Source organism: Acidobacteriota bacterium, from assembly GCA_039028635.1.
Classification (GTDB): Bacteria; Acidobacteriota; Thermoanaerobaculia; order Multivoradales; family JBCCEF01; genus JBCCEF01.
The window spans coordinates 1-15610 of sequence record JBCCHV010000071.1; the positions used below are offsets into that span (position 1 = coordinate 1).

The 15610-nt window shown below is 66.8% G+C and carries 10 protein-coding genes and 1 pseudogene; 7 read left to right on the forward strand and 4 right to left on the reverse strand.

Going from position 1 to position 15610, the window contains the following annotated elements; genetic code table 11:
• Positions 1-285: 285 nt before the first annotated feature.
• On the reverse strand, positions 286-915 hold the full coding sequence (locus AAF604_21815; GenBank protein ID MEM7052320.1) for a hypothetical protein: 630 nt from the start codon (positions 913-915) through the stop codon (positions 286-288).
• Between the two features lie 208 nt (positions 916-1123).
• Between AAF604_21815 and AAF604_21820 the strand changes: the two genes are divergently transcribed.
• From AAF604_21820 to AAF604_21830, 3 genes are all read left to right on the forward strand, one after another.
• Positions 1124-1687, forward strand: a complete 564-nt coding sequence (locus tag AAF604_21820) for an ECF-type sigma factor (protein MEM7052321.1) — start codon at positions 1124-1126, stop codon at positions 1685-1687.
• Positions 1684-4350, forward strand: coding sequence for a serine/threonine-protein kinase (locus tag AAF604_21825; GenBank protein ID MEM7052322.1), 2667 nt, complete (start codon positions 1684-1686; stop codon positions 4348-4350). Before AAF604_21820 ends, AAF604_21825 begins: the two co-directional genes overlap by 4 nt.
• A 123-nt stretch (positions 4351-4473) precedes the next feature.
• Complete coding sequence (locus AAF604_21830) at positions 4474-9489, forward strand: FG-GAP-like repeat-containing protein (protein ID MEM7052323.1); 5016 nt, start codon at positions 4474-4476, stop codon at positions 9487-9489.
• Positions 9490-9564: 75 nt separating this feature from the next.
• Here AAF604_21830 and AAF604_21835 read toward each other — a convergent pair whose 3' ends face one another.
• Both AAF604_21835 and AAF604_21840 read right to left on the reverse strand, forming a co-directional pair.
• Positions 9565-9837 (reverse strand): DUF2442 domain-containing protein, encoded by a 273-nt coding sequence (locus tag AAF604_21835; GenBank protein MEM7052324.1) that lies wholly within the window; start codon positions 9835-9837, stop codon positions 9565-9567.
• A pseudogene (locus AAF604_21840) lies at positions 9818-10056 on the reverse strand (DUF4160 domain-containing protein). Before AAF604_21840 ends, AAF604_21835 begins: the two are co-directional and overlap by 20 nt.
• 567 nt (positions 10057-10623) lie before the next feature.
• Here AAF604_21840 and rpmG point away from each other — a divergent pair.
• Positions 10624-10779: a 50S ribosomal protein L33 gene (rpmG, locus tag AAF604_21845; GenBank protein ID MEM7052325.1), complete on the forward strand. Its 156-nt coding sequence runs from the start codon at positions 10624-10626 to the stop codon at positions 10777-10779.
• Between the two features lie 87 nt (positions 10780-10866).
• Here rpmG and AAF604_21850 read toward each other — a convergent pair whose 3' ends face one another.
• Positions 10867-12297, reverse strand: a complete 1431-nt coding sequence (locus tag AAF604_21850; GenBank protein ID MEM7052326.1) for a sulfatase — start codon at positions 12295-12297, stop codon at positions 10867-10869.
• A gap of 299 nt (positions 12298-12596) precedes the next feature.
• Here AAF604_21850 and AAF604_21855 point away from each other — a divergent pair, with 299 nt between their 5' ends.
• The 3 genes from AAF604_21855 (at position 12597) to AAF604_21865 (ending at position 15580) form a co-directional block, all read left to right on the forward strand.
• Entirely contained in the window at positions 12597-13265 is a 669-nt protein-coding gene (locus AAF604_21855) for an ECF-type sigma factor (GenBank protein ID MEM7052327.1), read from the forward strand.
• Positions 13265-14203 (forward strand): histone deacetylase, encoded by a 939-nt coding sequence (locus tag AAF604_21860; protein ID MEM7052328.1) that lies wholly within the window; start codon positions 13265-13267, stop codon positions 14201-14203. The genes AAF604_21855 and AAF604_21860 overlap by 1 nt, the downstream gene beginning before the upstream one ends.
• Positions 14204-14371: 168 nt before the next feature.
• The gene (locus AAF604_21865; protein MEM7052329.1) at positions 14372-15580 is read left to right on the forward strand and encodes an Ig-like domain-containing protein; all 1209 of its coding nucleotides are present in this window, start codon (positions 14372-14374) and stop codon (positions 15578-15580) included.
• Positions 15581-15610 lie beyond the last annotated feature (30 nt).

Genomic DNA, 15610 nt, shown 5'->3' on the forward strand with positions numbered 1-15610 from the left:
CCTGTAACAACGCGTACATGGATATTAGCAAAAAATCTCAAAAGCTCCCTCCGGGGAGCTTTTTCGCTTGGAGCGAGTCCCTTTTCTCGTGAGCGACCTCTTCTGGTCATGCTTTGAGCCGGGGCTCGTCGCCCTTTCGGGCGCCTCGGTTCTTCGGTCCGGGGCTCGCCGCCCTTTGGGCGTCTCGGTGCTTCGGTCCGGGGCTCGTCGCCCTTGCGGGCGCCTCGGGCTTCATTCTGGGGTGCCGCCCGGCGGGTTGGCCGGGCGGTTTTTGAGCTGCTCCGCTCAGATGGTGATGAGGGTGGTTTCGGCGAGGTTGACGTAGCTGCTGCGTCGGTAGTCCCAGGCGACGTAGGTGGCGAGGAAGCCGGGTTGCCACTGTTGGCCGATGGCTTGGGGCAGGCCGCTGGTGACGTAGCGGCTGTCGCTGTGGTCGGTTGGCCAGTGGGAGATGACGCCGGAGCTGTCGTCGGGAACCTGGCCGGCGTAGAGGCCGACCCAGTCCCAGTAGCCAACGGCGCTGTCGGTGGTGCCCCCGAGGATGATCCGGTTGGCCGGGTCGCGGTCGAGGGTGACGGTGACTTCGAAGCTGTCGGTGGCTCGGATGTCGGGGCGGGAGGAACTGGTCCGCTGGGCTGAGTCTCGGGCGACGTAGACGTAGCGGCCGGCTCGGTAGTCCCAGCCCACGTAGGCGACCAGGAGGTTGGAGCGCCACGGGGTGCCGAGGGTGTCGGGGAGCCGGCTGACCCATTGCCAGGTGACGAGGTTGGAGGAGGGGTCGCTCGGGTAGGAGCCCTGGTAGACGCCGATCCAGTCCCAGTAACCAACCGCCGGGTTGTCGGCATCGAGCCGGATTGAACCGCCACGGTTCGACAAGGACGCCGACACCGGATGACTTTTCCGTTCTATCAACATTGGGGAGTTTCCTTTCTGAGTTGTTCAGGGAGTTAGGGATTTCTGTTGTCGTGGGCGTTACAGCAAGTGCGATCAGGCGGTGGGTTGGCGGGATCTCGGCGATGGGGTCGCGAGCCCGGTTTGCTCGCCCACTGGCGACGCCCGGTGGAAATCCGGGCTAGAATTCAAGGCGGTCCGTTGCCCTCCCTTCAGCGGATTTTTCTCGGCCATGATCGACCCTTCTGCTGGACACATGACGCGCCTGTTCTCCCGCTGGCGAGGCGGAGACGAGGAGGCTGCCGGGGAGCTGCTGCCGCTGGTCTATGACGAGCTGCGCCGGCTGGCCCGGGCCTACCTGCGACGCGAGCGGGTGGGGCACACGCTGCAGCCCACGGAGTTGGTGAACGAGGCCTTCCTGCGCCTTTTCGGGGCCGAGGCGGAGGCCCTCGATCGGGCCCATTTCTTCGCCCTGGCTTCCGGAGTGATGCGGCGCGTGTTGGTGGATCACGCGCGCCGGTTGCGTGCCGAGAAGCGGCCTTCTCCGAACCACCGCATGACGTTGCAGACGGATGTTCGGCAAGCGCCGGGGCCGGAGGTGGAGGTGCTGGATCTGCACCGTGCTCTGAAGCGCTTTGCGGCCTTTGCGCCGCGACCGGCTCGCTTGTTGGAGCTGCGCTACTTCGGCGGCCTGACCCTCGCTGAAGCGGCGGAGGTGGCGGGTGTTTCGCGGGCGACGGCGGCGCGCGATTGGGAGGCGGCGCGGGTCTGGTTGAGCGGGGAGCTCGGACGATGACGGACGGCGATTCGAGCACCGGGCCGCGGGGCGAGGCGGCCGACTTCGATCGCCGGCTGTACGCCCTCATCGAGCGGGTGGTGGCGGTTCCGGAGGCGGAGCGGGAGGCAATCCTCGCGGCCAGCGAGCCCGACCTGGCGCGGGAAGTGCGACTGCGCTTGGCGGCGCGGGAAGAACGCGGCGATGATTTCTTGGTCACTCCGAGCCTGGTGGTCGGACCCGCCGAGCTGCCGCGGCAGGTGGGCCCCTATCGGCTGGTCGAGCTGCTCGGGGAAGGGGGCATGGGGCGGGTCTACCGAGGGCAGCAGACCGCCCCGGTCGAACGAGAGGTGGCGGTCAAGATTCTGCGCTTCCCGAGTTCCGGGCGGGCCCGTTTCAGCGCCGAAATGTTCGCCATGGGGCGTCTCGCCCACCCCAATGTCGGCAAGATCCTCGAAGCCGGGACGACCGATCAAGGCGAGCCCTTCTTCGCCATGGAGCTGATCGACGGGGCGCCGATCACCAACTTCTGTGACCAGCGGGCCCTCTCCCTCGAGGCCCGCTTGGGGCTGCTGATCGAGGTCTGTCGTGGGGTCGAGCACGCTCACCGCAAGCTGTTGTTGCACCGCGACATCAAGCCTTCGAACGTGCTGGTGACGGAGATCGACCAACGGCCCGTTCCCAAGCTGATCGACTTCGGCATCGCCAAGGGCCTGGACGGTGCCCTTGCCGGCGATACTCTGGCGACCGGCGACCGCCTGGTCGGGACCCCGGCCTACATGAGTCCCGAGGCCCTGGGTCTGGGCGGTGATGTCGACACGAGGTCCGATGTCTACTCGCTCGGAGTTCTGCTCTTCGAGCTCCTCACCGGCCACTTGCCCTGGCCGGAGCAGTCGTTGGCGACGGCGACCCTCGAGCGGTCGGCGGACGTGGCGGTGACGCGGCCGAGCACCCGGGTGAGCGGGCTCGAGCCCGGGGTGCGGGGCGAGGCGGCGCGGCAGAGGAGCCTGCAGCCACCAGAGCTGACCCGGCGGCTGCGCGGTGATCTCGACTGGATCACCCTGAAGGCCCTCGCCTTCGTTCCCGGCGAGCGCTACGCCTCCGCCGGTGAGCTCGCCAACGACCTCGAGCGCTTTCTCGCCAACCAGCCGGTGACGGCGCGGGCACCCTCGACCGGCTATCTGCTTCGCAAGCTGGCGCGGCGCCATCGCGGCCGGTTCATCGCCGCCGCCGTCGTATTGGTCGCTCTCGCCATCGGCATGGTGGGGACGACGCTCGGCTTGCTGCGCGCCAACCGCGAGGCCGAGCGCGCCAACGTCGAGGCGGCGGAGGCGCAGCGGGCGCGTCAGAGCTCGGATCAGCTCGCCGACTATTTCGTCGACCTGTTCACCGTCTCCGAGGGCACCGACGATGTCTCCCAGACCACCGCCGCGGAGCTGTTGAATCGCAGCGGCGAGGCGCTGGGATCGCGCTTGAAGGACCAGCCCAGGGCGCGCGGCGTCCTGCTCTCGAAGCTCGCCGGGATCTACGCCGAGTGGGGTGAGCTCGACCGCGCCGACCGGCTGCTGCAGGAGTCCTCCGCCTTGCTCGAAAGGGCTGATGGGGACACCCGTTCGGAGCGCGTCGATGCCCTCGGCACCTGGATCAGCGTGCACTGGAAGCGGGCGCGCTACGACGACGCCGTGGCGGTGGCGGAAGAAGCCTTGAGGCTGCACGGCGAGGTCGACGATGGGCAGGACACCGTACGGCGCGTGCAACTGCTCGCCGAAGGGGCGATCGCAGCCCTTTACACCGGACGCACCGTCCGGGTGAAGGAGTGGCTCGAGGAAAGCGAAGAGCTGCTCGCCGGGCTGCCCGCCGAGGCCCCAGGGGTGTTCGCAATGCGCTCCTTGACCGATATCGGCTGGGGAGGGCTGGCCTACCTGCGCCAGGAGTGGCGGGACGGTATCGAGCTCTATCGCCGAGCGGCGGACACGCTCGAGCGCCAGCTCGGCCCGGAGCATCGCCGGCTGACCGTCCTTTGGACCTTCATCGGCAACGGCGAGATTCGTCTCGGCGAGCTGGTGGCGGCGGAGCAGAGCCTTCAGCGCAGCCTCGCTCTGGGCGAACGCTACTCCTTCTCCGATGGCTACAAGCTGCCCGAGACCTTGGGCGCCTTTGGGCGCTTGCGGCGCGCGCAGGGTCGTTACGAGGAGGCCGAAGACTGGCTCCGGCGCAGCCTCGAGACCCGGCGTCAGCGCCTGCCGCCGGATCACCCGGCCTTGGCCGAGGACCTCCATGAGCTCGCCTGGACGATCTGGCAGGGAGATCCCGGACGGGCTCCGGAGGCGATCGACTTGCTCGAGGCTGCCGCGGCCTTGCTGGAGCGCAGCGGTGCCAAGGTCTACCGCAATGGTTTCGAGGTGCCCCAGCAACTCGCCACCGTCTACCTCGCGGTGGGGCGACCCGCGCGGGCGGAAGTCTCCTTTCGCCGCGCCTGTGCTCTGGTCGCCAGCCTCGAAGAGCCGCTGGCGAGCGATCTCGGGGACTGCCACCTCGGCCTTGGGCGCAGCCTGGCGGCCCTCGGCCGGTCCGGCGAGGCGCGCACCGCCTTGCAGCAGGCCAGGGCACGCTTCCGCGATGCCGAGGCGCCGGGGCGCCTCGACGAGGTGACGGCCGAGCTGGCCAAGCTGCCGCGCCGCTGAGCACTCTTCCAGCCATCGCGGTCGACTCTCCGGTTCGACCGGTGAGACCGTTTTCGACGCTGCTGCGCTGTCGCGGATGGGAGGGCCCTGGGAGGGCCTTCGAAATCCACTGGAGGGCCTGCCATGTCGTCGAAAGTTTGCCGCACCCTGTTCTCGCTTCTGCTGTTTTCAGTCTCGCTCAGCCTTCTGACCACTCCAGCCTGGGCCGACGTGCCTTTCGGTTCATCCGTCGATGTCGATACCGGCCTCCCCGACGCTCGCGATGTGGTGACGGCGGACTTCGATCGCGATGGCGATCTCGACCTGCTGGGTGCGATCGCGAGTGTCGACGATGTCGTTTGGTGGGAGAACGCCCTCGGTGACGGCTCAACGTGGAGCCGACACGATCTGAACCTCAATGCCGACCTGCCTCTCGACGTCGAGGCGGCAGATCTCGATGGCGACGGCGATCTCGACGCTTTGGCCGCCGTTTTCTTCGATGGCGCGATTCTGTGGTGGGAGAACGACATCGATTCCGGCCTGGCTTGCGGCACGGACTTCTGCGAGGCAACGGTCTCCGCCGCCGCCAGCGGCGCCAGCGATGTGGCGGTGGCGGATGTCGACCGTGATGGTGATCTCGATGTGGTGGCGGCGCTGAGGCTGGCGAACCAATTCGTCTGGTACAAGAACGATGGTAGCGCCAGCTCGTGGACCTCCCACGTGATCGCCAGCGCGATCGCGCAAGCCCAAGCCGTGGCGCTGGCGGATCTCGATGGCGACGGCGATCTCGACGTTCTTGGCGGGTCGGCCTCGGTTCAGGGGCTCGTCTGGTTCGAGAACAATCTCGATGGCGCCGGTGCCTGTGCCGGTGCCTGGTGCCAGACCACCCTCGATGCCGACTTCACCGGGGGTGTCGCCAGTGCCGACCTCGATGGCGATGGCGACCAGGATCTGCTGCAGACCGGCAACTCGGGGGTGGTGGTCTCGTGGTGGGAGAACACGGTCGGCGATGCTTCGGCCTGGAGCGAGCAGCCGATTACTCTCACCGCGTCGAGCGCCGTCGGCGTGTCGGCGGTGGATCTCGACTCCGATGGCGATCTCGATGTCCTGGTGCAGGCGAGTGGCGCGGCACGCTGGCTGGAGAACAGCGCCGGCGACGGCACCGTTTGGGCTGAACGCATCTTCGACCTCGACGACGACTTCCTGCTCACCGCTGGCGATCTCGATGGCGACGGCGATCTCGATGTCACCGGTGCAGGCGATGGTGTGGACGCCATCCGTTGGTGGCCCAACGAAACCTTGCATCGCAGCGCTCTGTACGTCACCGAGCGGACGATCTTGGCGAGCGGCGATGACGGCGACACGGCGATTCTGGTCGACGTCGATCTCGACGGCGACCAGGATCTGGTGGCCGACGGCGGCAGTCCGACGTCGGTGCTGTGGATGGAGAACGATGGCACGCCGCGCGACGGTGGCTGGAGCGAGACCACGATTCAGGCGGTGGACTTCGCCCTCGGGCTGGCGGCGGAGGACTTGGATCAGGACGGCGATCCGGATCTCATTGCGACCCTCGGCAATCCAATTCGGTTGTCTTGGCTCGAGAACCCGGCCGACCCGGTCCACGATAGCTGGACCGAGAGGGAGCTGGTTGCGGATCTGCTGGTGATCGGCACCATGCCCGATGACGTCGATCGCGACGGCGACCCGGACCTCGTTCTCTACACCGCCTCCAACGAGCTCCTGTGGTTGGAGAACGATGGCAATCCCGCGACCGGTGTCTGGACTTTGACCCAGATCATCACCTCCGGTCTGGCCGCCGATCCGGTGCTGGTCGACCTCGACCGGGATGGCGATCACGATCTCGTCGGCCGCTGGAAGAGCGATCTATTCTCCGCCGCCGGGTTGGTTTGGTGGGAGAACGACGGCACGCCGGAAGGCCCGGACTGGACCCGCCGAGACGTCGCCGCGGCCTTCGACGCCGAGAATCTCGCCGTCGGCGATGTCGATGGCGATGGCGATCCCGACATCATGGCGGTGGACGACAACGTTGCCGAGCTGGTGTGGTTCGAGAGCGACGGCTCGCCCCTCGATGGTGGCTGGACGAGGCGGGTCGCGGACACTGCCGTCGTGACCTCGCTGAGGGTTCGCCTGGCCGACGCCGACCGGGACGGCGATCTCGATCTCTTCGGTGCCGAAGACGCCGACAGCGCGGCGCTTCTGTGGTGGGAGAACGATGGTTCACCGAGCGATGGTGGTTGGGTGCTCCACCCGGTCGCCAACGGCCAGCTCGATCCAGAGAATCAGGAGATCGGCGATGTCGACGGCGACGGCGACCTCGACTGGATCTTGGCGCAAGAAGATTCGGGCGAGTTCACCTGGTGGGAGAACCAGGGCGGTCAGTTCGCGCTGCCGACCCTCGATGCGGTGGCCGAGCCGACTCCCAACGAAGGCGCAGGCGACGTCCTGCTGCTGCGCATCGATGGCGCGCACCGCGGCCGCTCTAGGGACGGTTCCGCCGAGCTGGCGACCCTCGAGCTTCGCTTCGAGGATGACGCTGCCGACCCGCTGACCGACGCCGAGCTCAATGTCCTGGTCGATCGACTTCGTCTCTATCTCGACGATGGCGATGGCGAGTTCGAACCGGGTGGCGACGATGCGGAGCTCTTCGTCGCCGCGGGACCGTTCGCGCCCACCGAGGGGGTTTTGACCCTCACCCTCGTCGATGGGGATCCTGCTCTCGAGATCGCCGTTGGTGTGAACACGACCTGGTGGCTGGCGGCCGATTTCGCTTCGAATGCCGGCTCTCAGGCCCCGGACTCGTTTCAGGTGAGTCATCTCACCAGCGCCTCTTCGACCGGCGAAATGGCCACCACCGACCTGCCGCTGTCCCTCGAGTTCGCGGCGGACGTGGCTTCGTCGGTTCTCGCCATCAATGGTGCCCCGGCGGTCGAGCCACCGATTGCGGATCAGGTGGCGAATGCCGGCGCCCTCTTCGAGCTGGATGTCGCGGCGAGCTTCTTCGATTTCGAGCCCGGTGCTCTGACCTATTCTGCGACCGGCCTGCCCGACTCGATGAGCATCACGGGCGGTGGTTTCATCTCGGGCATGCCGACCCTGGCGGAAGCCGCGGCTTCGCCTTACTCGGTGATGGTCACCGCCACCGATGCGGGAGGCTTGATGGGTATCGACACCTTTTCGCTGTCGGTGGATCCGTTCGGCGGAACGATCGTGATCGACGGTGTCTGTACCCTCTCCGATGCGATTCTCTCGGCGAACTCGAACAGCGACGTCGGCGCCTGCACCGGTTCTGGAGGCGTCGAGACCTTGGTGCTCGACAGCCCGGTCACCCTGACCGTGGCGGATACGGTGAATTCCTCGGCTTTCTCCGGCGACTTCGCCGGCTTGCCGGACGTCACCAGCGAGTTGGTCATCGCAGCCGGCACCGCCAGCCTGATTGAGCGCGACAGCGGCCTCGGCTGCGTGGCCAATGGACCCGACTTCTTCCGTCTGTTCAATGTCCTCACGGGGGGGCGGCTGATCCTGCGCGGGCTGACCTTGCAGGGCGGTTGTGCTGGACGGGGAGGAGCCATCGCCGTTCGGGTGGAGGCCGGCCTCGAGCTCGAGGACTGCCGTCTGATCGCCAACCAGGCCCAGGCGAGCCCGGGATCCAGTACCACCCGGGGAGGCGCTGTTTTCGCGCAGAAGGACTCGACCGGGGTGGTGGTGACGGGCACTCTCTTCGCGGACAACCGGGCAGATGCCGCCGCTACCGTTGATGTAGCTGCCGAGGGCGGCGCTTTGTATCTCGAACCCAACGCCATCGTCGAGGCGACGATCGCCGAATCGACTTTCCGGCGCAACCAGGCTCTCGGTGGAGCCGGTCAGGCGGCGCGCGGGGGCGCGATTGCGGCAGGCGTGGTGACCTTGGCGAGCATCGTCGAGACCTCCTTCGAGGAGAACCTGGCGCTGGGCGGTGACGGCAACGCCGGCGGCGCAGCGGAAGGCGGGGCACTCTTCGTGGCGGCCTCGACGACCTTGACGGAGCTCGTGTTCGTCGGCAACTCGGCGGTTGGAGGTGACGGCACCGGGGATAGCGGTGGGGTGGCGCTCGGTGGAGCGGTTTTTCGGGAATTCGGGAGCTCGCCGGTAGCGTGGAGCGGCTTGGTGTTCGAGCGCAACCAGACGGTCGGTGGGAATAGCACCTCGGCCGCTGGAGGGGGAGCCCAGGGAGGCGCTCTGTCAGCCGTCGACGTCGACATCGAACGCGCCTTCTTCGAGCTCAACTCCTCCTTCGGCGGTTCCGGGGTCACCGGTGGGTTTGCTGCCGCCGGAGGCGCCCAGGTCGACAACGGAGGATCTCTTCGGCAGGTCAGCTTCGTTGGTAACCGCACTCGCGGCGGCGATGGCACGAGCGGCGATGGTGGGGGGGCGAACGGTGGCGCTTTGCGGTCCATTGGTGAGCTCGAGGTCACGGCCGCAACGGCGAGTGAAAACGAGGTCAGGGCCGGGGATAGCGCGACCGCTTCGGGTGGCCAGGCCAGCGGTGGTGGAATGTCGATCTTCGACGGCAGCCTGTCCCACGTCACCGTGACCGGCAATCGAGTCATCGCCGGCAGCGGCGGTGAAAGCGATGGCACCGCCGTCGGAGGTGGCGTCTTCGTTGGCTCTGTTTTTCCCTTCGATAACTCCATCCTGGCGGGCAACACGCGTGCCGACGGCGGTGGCTCGCCGATCGCCAACGACTGCTTCCGTCTCGGGGTCAGCGACAGTCAGGGATTCAATCTGGTCGAGGCGCCGGACAACTGCGACTTTTCGGCCAGCGGTGACCAGACCGGCCTCGATCCCCTGCTCGGTGCACTACGCCGGATGAACTGCTCGGTGCCGCTGCCGAACGGCCTGTGCTTGCCGGTTCAGGTGCCCGACATCGCGAGCCCGGCCCTCGACCAGGGAAGCTGTGTCGTTTCAACAGCGACCGAGGATGCTCGTGGCTTCGCGCGGCCCTTCGACAACCCCGGCACCGCCGATGCCGCCGATGGCTGCGACATCGGTGCGGTCGAGTACACCGACGCCAATGACGACGGTCTCGAAGACGGTCGCGAGATCTTCGGCGATGGCTTCGAGTCCGGCGACACCGCGGCCTGGAGCCAGGAAGTGTTTTAGCCCACCCGTCCCGTTCCGAACCCTGGTCGTCGCGGGGTCAGGAGTGCTTCGGGAGGCTCCCCTGCCGAGGAGGTCTTATGGATCCTGCGGCGAGGGCTGAACGAGCTTACGGCCGACGAGAAGTCCCTCGACGCTGAGGTCTTCGTCGGCGTCGGGCCAGTGACTGCCTTCGCCTCGGCCGAGGAGTTGCCAGTTGGCGCGGGCTTCAGGAGAAGCGTCCAGCAGGCGCGGAAACCAGGCCAGCGGCACGATCAGGGTTCGTCCGTCTTCGAGATGGACTAGCAATTCGTTGTCGCTGACTTCGATCTGCTCGGCGAGAGCCTGGGGCTCAACGAGTGAAGTAGTCAAACCACGCCTCCAAAATTCTCTGTCGATGCTCTTCGACGAGCCGATGCAGCCGCCGGAGCTCGTGAGCTGCAAACCCCGTCGAGCTCGCCAGGCTTACCGGATTGAGCCAGAACTTGGCGAGCATGCGGTCTTGCTGGACGTGGACATGGGTGGCTCGTGTCCTTCATTGCTGAAGAAAAAGAGACGATAAGGGCCAGTCCGCAGAACCGTGGGCGACACTGCAGAAGCCTAGCAGGTTGCTGAAAAACTCATCGGCAACCTGCTAGCAGGCTGCTGAAAAAGTCCGCTTCGCGACTTTTCCAGCGCTGCTAGCTATTTGTTTCGAGAGGGGCTACGCGCCCCTGACTGCGCGTCCCGGGCTAAGCGCCCCTGACTGCGCGTCCCGCTCCGGCCCAAAGAAGCGCGGTTCTTGGGCCTCCTCTCCCGTCGCGGCGGCTGAGCCGCCGCCGGGCCCCACGGCGTGAGCGCCGAGGCCGGACGCGCTCTCCCGGCATTGCTTTCCCGGCCGCATAGCGCTCGATGGACGTGTTCATCCCGGGGCGTGTCGCCTCGAGGCTTCCCGAAAGAGATCGCAGACAAGGCTTCTCGTTCCGCCCGCTCCTAGGGGCTACGTTCCTCCGCTCGATCTTGACCAGGAGCCCGGGGCGGGATAGGGTGCGGAGGTTTCGCTGCGAGGCAGGTGTCTCAGAGCGAACGCGAAGGAACAAACGACGTCCCCAAGGCTCGACCTTGCGCCCGTACGGTACGGGCGTTTGTCATTTCGGGCCGCGGGCGCGAGGAGGCATTATGCGCGACAAGATCAAGCTGGTTTCGTCTGCTGGCACCGGCTACTTCTACACCACCACCAAGAATAAGAAGCTCTCGACCGAGAAGCTGCGGCTCAAGAAGTACGATCCGAAGGTGCGCAAGCACGTCGAGTTCGTCGAAGAGAAGCTGCGTTAGTCCATCGCGGCGATCCGCCGCCGAACCGGGCTCGTCAAACCCGGTCCCCCTCCCGCGCCCAGCGCCTTGCCGCTGGGCTTTTGCTTTTCAGTTCGCCAGATAGCCGAGGGCCTCGAGCTCTTCGCGCAGGTCATCCGGGATGTCCTGGGGCGTCGAGCGGTTGCGCAGGCCGGCGAAGCGATGGGCGATGAGCTCGCGTAGGGCGACGACTCGGGCCGGGTGCTGATCGGCGACGTTGACCGTCTCGCCGGGATCCCGCCGCAGGTCGTAGAGCTCGACCGGCTCGAGGGGGTAGTGGTCCAACGGCACGCCGGCCATGCACACCGGCTGGACGTTGTCGGGGTTGTCGACCAGCTTCCAGCCGTCGTGGACCACGGTGTGGATGCGCGTGTCGCCGTACTCCGAGTAGGCCGGCTTGCCGGAACCGCCCTCCCCGGGTCGCTGCAGGTAGGGCACCAGCGAGGAACCGTGGAGGTCCGGCGGTGCCGGCAGGCCCAGGAGGTCGAGCATGGTGGGCAGGATGTCGATCAGCTCGACGTCTTGGGGCACCGAGGCGCCGCTCGGCAGCAAGCCGTCGGCAACGAAGGCCAGCGGCACATGGAGCGTGGTCTGGTAGACGGAGCAGGCGTGGTAGAGGTAGCCGTTGTGCTCGTAGAGCTCCTCGCCGTGATCGGCGAGGAAGACGATCAAGGTGTTGGGCCGCTGCTTCACCTCGTCGAGGAGACGGCCGGCAAAGCGGTCGGTACCGATGACGGCGGCATCGTAGAGAGCGTCGAGGTGGATGAGGTCGCGCGGGATGAGGGCGAGGCGCTGCTTCATCACCTGATCGAGGCGCCACTTCTTCGGCCCTAGGATGCCCTGGTACCCGGGGTCGAGCTGAGTCGCCGCGAGATCGCCGCCGTTGTAGTAGGGCGAATGCGGTCCGAACAGGTGGACCCAGAGGAAGAAGGGCTCTTCACCGGCCGGTTGGGCGAGCCATTCGAGGGCTTGATTGACCGCTTTCCCGTCTTGCCCGCCACTACAGGAGAAGTCGTCCCAGCCGCGGTGATTGGCCCGGCACATGTTGCTCAGGAAGGCGCCCGTGCGGTAGCCGGCGGCTTCGAGGACGAGGGGTAGGGTGGCGAGATCGTCCGGAAGCGAGTAGCCGTTTTCGATCAAGCCGTGGCCGCTGGGATAGAGACCGGTGAGGGCCGAGGCCATCGAAGGCCAGGTGAGGGCGCGGGGAGCATGGGCGTTCGCGAAGCGCACCCCTCCGGCAACCAGATGATCGAGGTGAGGGCTGGTCGGCCGGCCCTCGTAGCCATAGGCGCCGAGGCGGTCGGCGCGCAACGTGTCGACCGAGAGCAGCACGACGTTCCAGCCCTCGGCCGCCGCCTTCAGGCCGCGCGCCGGCTCGGGGGGCGCTGGCGGCGTCTCGCGACAGGCGGTCATTAGCAGGGCCGTGATCGAGACGGCCAGCAGGAAGAGGCGGCTGTCGGCCGCGAAGGGTCGGCTTGGGGATGTCCGCGGGCCCGCCATGGAAGGCGCAGTCTACCCTGAGCCGAGGTCCGCGGAGAGGCCGATACGCCACTTCCTCGGCACCGGTCTGGTTGCTGTGGTATTTTCTAATTGCCTTGTCGGTCCCGCAGCCGCGGAAACCGACTCCAACTTTTCCCTCGAGCTCGCGCAGCGATCGCGCTGACGCCTCAGCAGGTTCCTGCCGAGGCGATTTGAGAATCCCGCTGGTCGGGAGGTAGGACCGCCGACCGGCAGCGGCCTCGAAGGTGCGCCCGGATGCCCGAGCCCCGCCCCCGCTCCAAGACAGGAAGGAGCGGAAGATGGTCCAGTCGAAAGAAACCGTCGATGGCACGGCGGAAGAGGTCTTCGTGGAGCGCTACGGAGCGCTCCTCGAACGAGTGGTCTCGGGAATCGTCGCTCGCCGTCGGGGCACCTGGAGGGCGGCGAGCGAGGGCTGCGAGGATGTGATTCAGGAGGTTTACTGTCGGCTCTTCGAGCGCGGTGTCGTGCCGCTGCTCGAGCTCGGGGAAGGGCAGGTGGTGGTCTACTTGCAGCGGGTGGCTCGCCATGTGCTGCTGGATCGTCAGCGCTCTCGACGAACCCGCAAACGCGGCGGTGGCTGGGTGCGGACCGGCTGGGCTTCGGCGCAGCATTCCTTGGTGGCGGCGGACTCGCCGGAGCAGACGGTGCTGGGGGCGGAGCGTCGCCGGCAGTTCGTCGCGGCCTGTCGTCGCCTGGCCCGGCGTGGCCCGGCCGGTTGGCGTGATGCCGAGATCTGCGCCCGGGTGTTGCTCGAGGGCTGGACCAGCCGCGAGGTCTCGCGGGCTTTGCGCGGTGCTCTGGCGCCGACCAGCATCGACTCTCTGCTCTGGCGCATGCGGCGGCGCCTCCAGGAGGCTGAGTTGCCGGAGGGCTGGCGCCAGGCGCTGGAGACCGCCTTCGGTCTGCGGAGCTCGCGAATAGCCGCTCAACGATATTCGGAGATATGATGGCGTCAATGCGAATCGTGACGGATCCCCGCTGCCTGGAGCACGCGGCTCCGCTGGGGTATCCGGAGAAGCCGGAGCGCCTGCGGGGCGTGCTCGCGGCGTTGCGCCGGGACGGCTTCGAGGTCGTCGAAACGGAGCCCACGAAGCGGCCCCGCGAGGCCGTCGAGGCGCTTCACGACGGCGCCTATGTGGAGCGCTTCGCGCGCGCTGTGGAGCGCGGCGACGGTCTTCTCGATTCGGCCGACAACCCTCTGTCAGCAGGGACCTTCGAAGCCTCTTTGGGGGCGGTCGAAGCCATCTTGGCGGGCGCGGACTGGGTGATGGCGGAAGCCGGCCGCAAGGCGATGGCGGCGGTGCGGCCGCCGGGCCATCACGCCGAGGAGGCGCGCGCCATGGGCTTCTGCTTCTTCAATGGCATCGCGGTGGCGGCGCAGGACCTGATTCGCCGGCAGCTCTGCCAGCGAGTGGCGATCTTCGACTTCGACGTCCATCACGGCAACGGCACCCAGCATCTCTTCGAGGAGCGCTCCGACGTGTTCTTCGTCAGCACCCATCAGTTCCCCTTCTATCCGGGAACCGGTGCGGCCGAAGAACGCGGTCAGGGCGCCGGAACCGGTACCACCCTCAATCTGCCGATGGCGGCCGGGGCCGGGGATGAGGAGTATGGACGGGTTTTCGAGGAGTCCGTGTTCCCCGCCCTGCGGCGCTTTGCTCCCGACGTACTGCTGGTATCGGCCGGATTCGACGCCTGGCGCGGCGATCCGCTGGGCGGTATGCGGGTCAGTGCCGAGGGCTTTGCGGACTGGGGGCGTCGTCTTGCCGCCCTCAGTGCAGAGCTCTGTGAAGGGCGGCTGATGATGGTGCTGGAGGGGGGATATGACCTCGATGAGCTTCCGGAGCTGGTGTCGGGGTGTTGCCGAGCGATGCTTGGAAATTGACGAGAATCATTGACAGTCGATAGAATTGGGCGAATAGTTGAGACTTTACTTTAAGTTTTCGGCGCCGTGCGGCCTTGGACAGCCGTTGTCGCCGGCGAGTCTCAGGATCGACGGACGCAGCGCAAGAGGCCGGAGAAACGGATTGGTCCGGTCTGGAGGAAGTGAGCCATGAGGCGAAATATCGTCACTCTTGGTTGGATTCTTTGCTCTCTGATGTTGGTGAGCCCTGCCTTGGCCCAGGAGCCTTTCGGCTCTTTCGGTGGTCGTAGCGATGGTGGCAATGGTGCTGCGGGTATCGTCGGAATGTTCGGTTGGGCCCTTGACGACGATGGTGTCGCCGCGGTCGATTTCTATGTCGACGGGGTGATCGATGGCCGGGCCCTCTACGGCCGGCACCGTCCGGGAGTCGAGGCGGCCTACCCGGGTTTTCCGGATTCGGCGACGGCAGGCTTTTCCTACAGCCTGGACACCACGCGCTATCCCAACGGCCTCCATACCGTGACCCCGCAGGTGATCAGCACCACCGGGCAGCGCAAGTGGCTCAACTCGAGAGTCTTCGACTTCAACAACACCACCCATAATCTCGTGCCCTTCGGCAGCATCGATTCGCCGCTGCCGAACACCGAGCTGTTCGGCAACTGCGATCTCGCCGATCCGCAGCGGCGCTACAGCGTGGTGACCGGGTTCGGTCTCGACGCCGGCATCGAGATCGGTGACTCCGGTATCGGCTACGTCGAGCTGCTGATCGATGGCTCGATTTTCGCCAATAGCCGCACCGACTGTCGCTACATCCCGGAGACCGGCGGCCTGACCAACTGCTACGGCCTGCGTCGCCTAGACGTCGAGCGGGTGTTCCCGAGCGTGCGGGATGCCCCGCACAGCGGTTTCCGCTTCGTGCTCGACCTCGGCTTCTTGATCGAGGAGCTGCAGTACGTCGAGGGCTTCCACGTGCTGTCGATTCGCGCCGGCGATGTTGCCGGCCAGGTGGCCGAGATCGCCGAGCTGCCGGTGACCTTCCTGTGCGACGACCGGGTGGGGAACGAGGGTGCCTTCGGCGCCATCGACCTGCCGGAGATCGGGCTGACCTTCAGCGGCGCCATCGAGTTCACCGGCTGGGCTCTCGATTGGCAGGGCGTCTCGAACGTCGCCGTCTGGGTCGATGGCCAGTTCCAGGGCAATGCCGTCACCGGCTTGCCGCGGCCGGGCGTGTCCTCGCAGTTCCCGGGTTTCCCGGAGAGCGACTTCCCGGGCTGGTCCTTCAGCCTCGACTCGACCGGGCTGTCGAACGGGTTCCACAACTTCCAGGTCATCGTGACCGACGACTTGGGAGCGACCACCATGATCGGAGAACGCTCCTTCACGGTCGACAACCCGTAGAGCTCGAGCTCTCGCAGGACCCCGAACGCC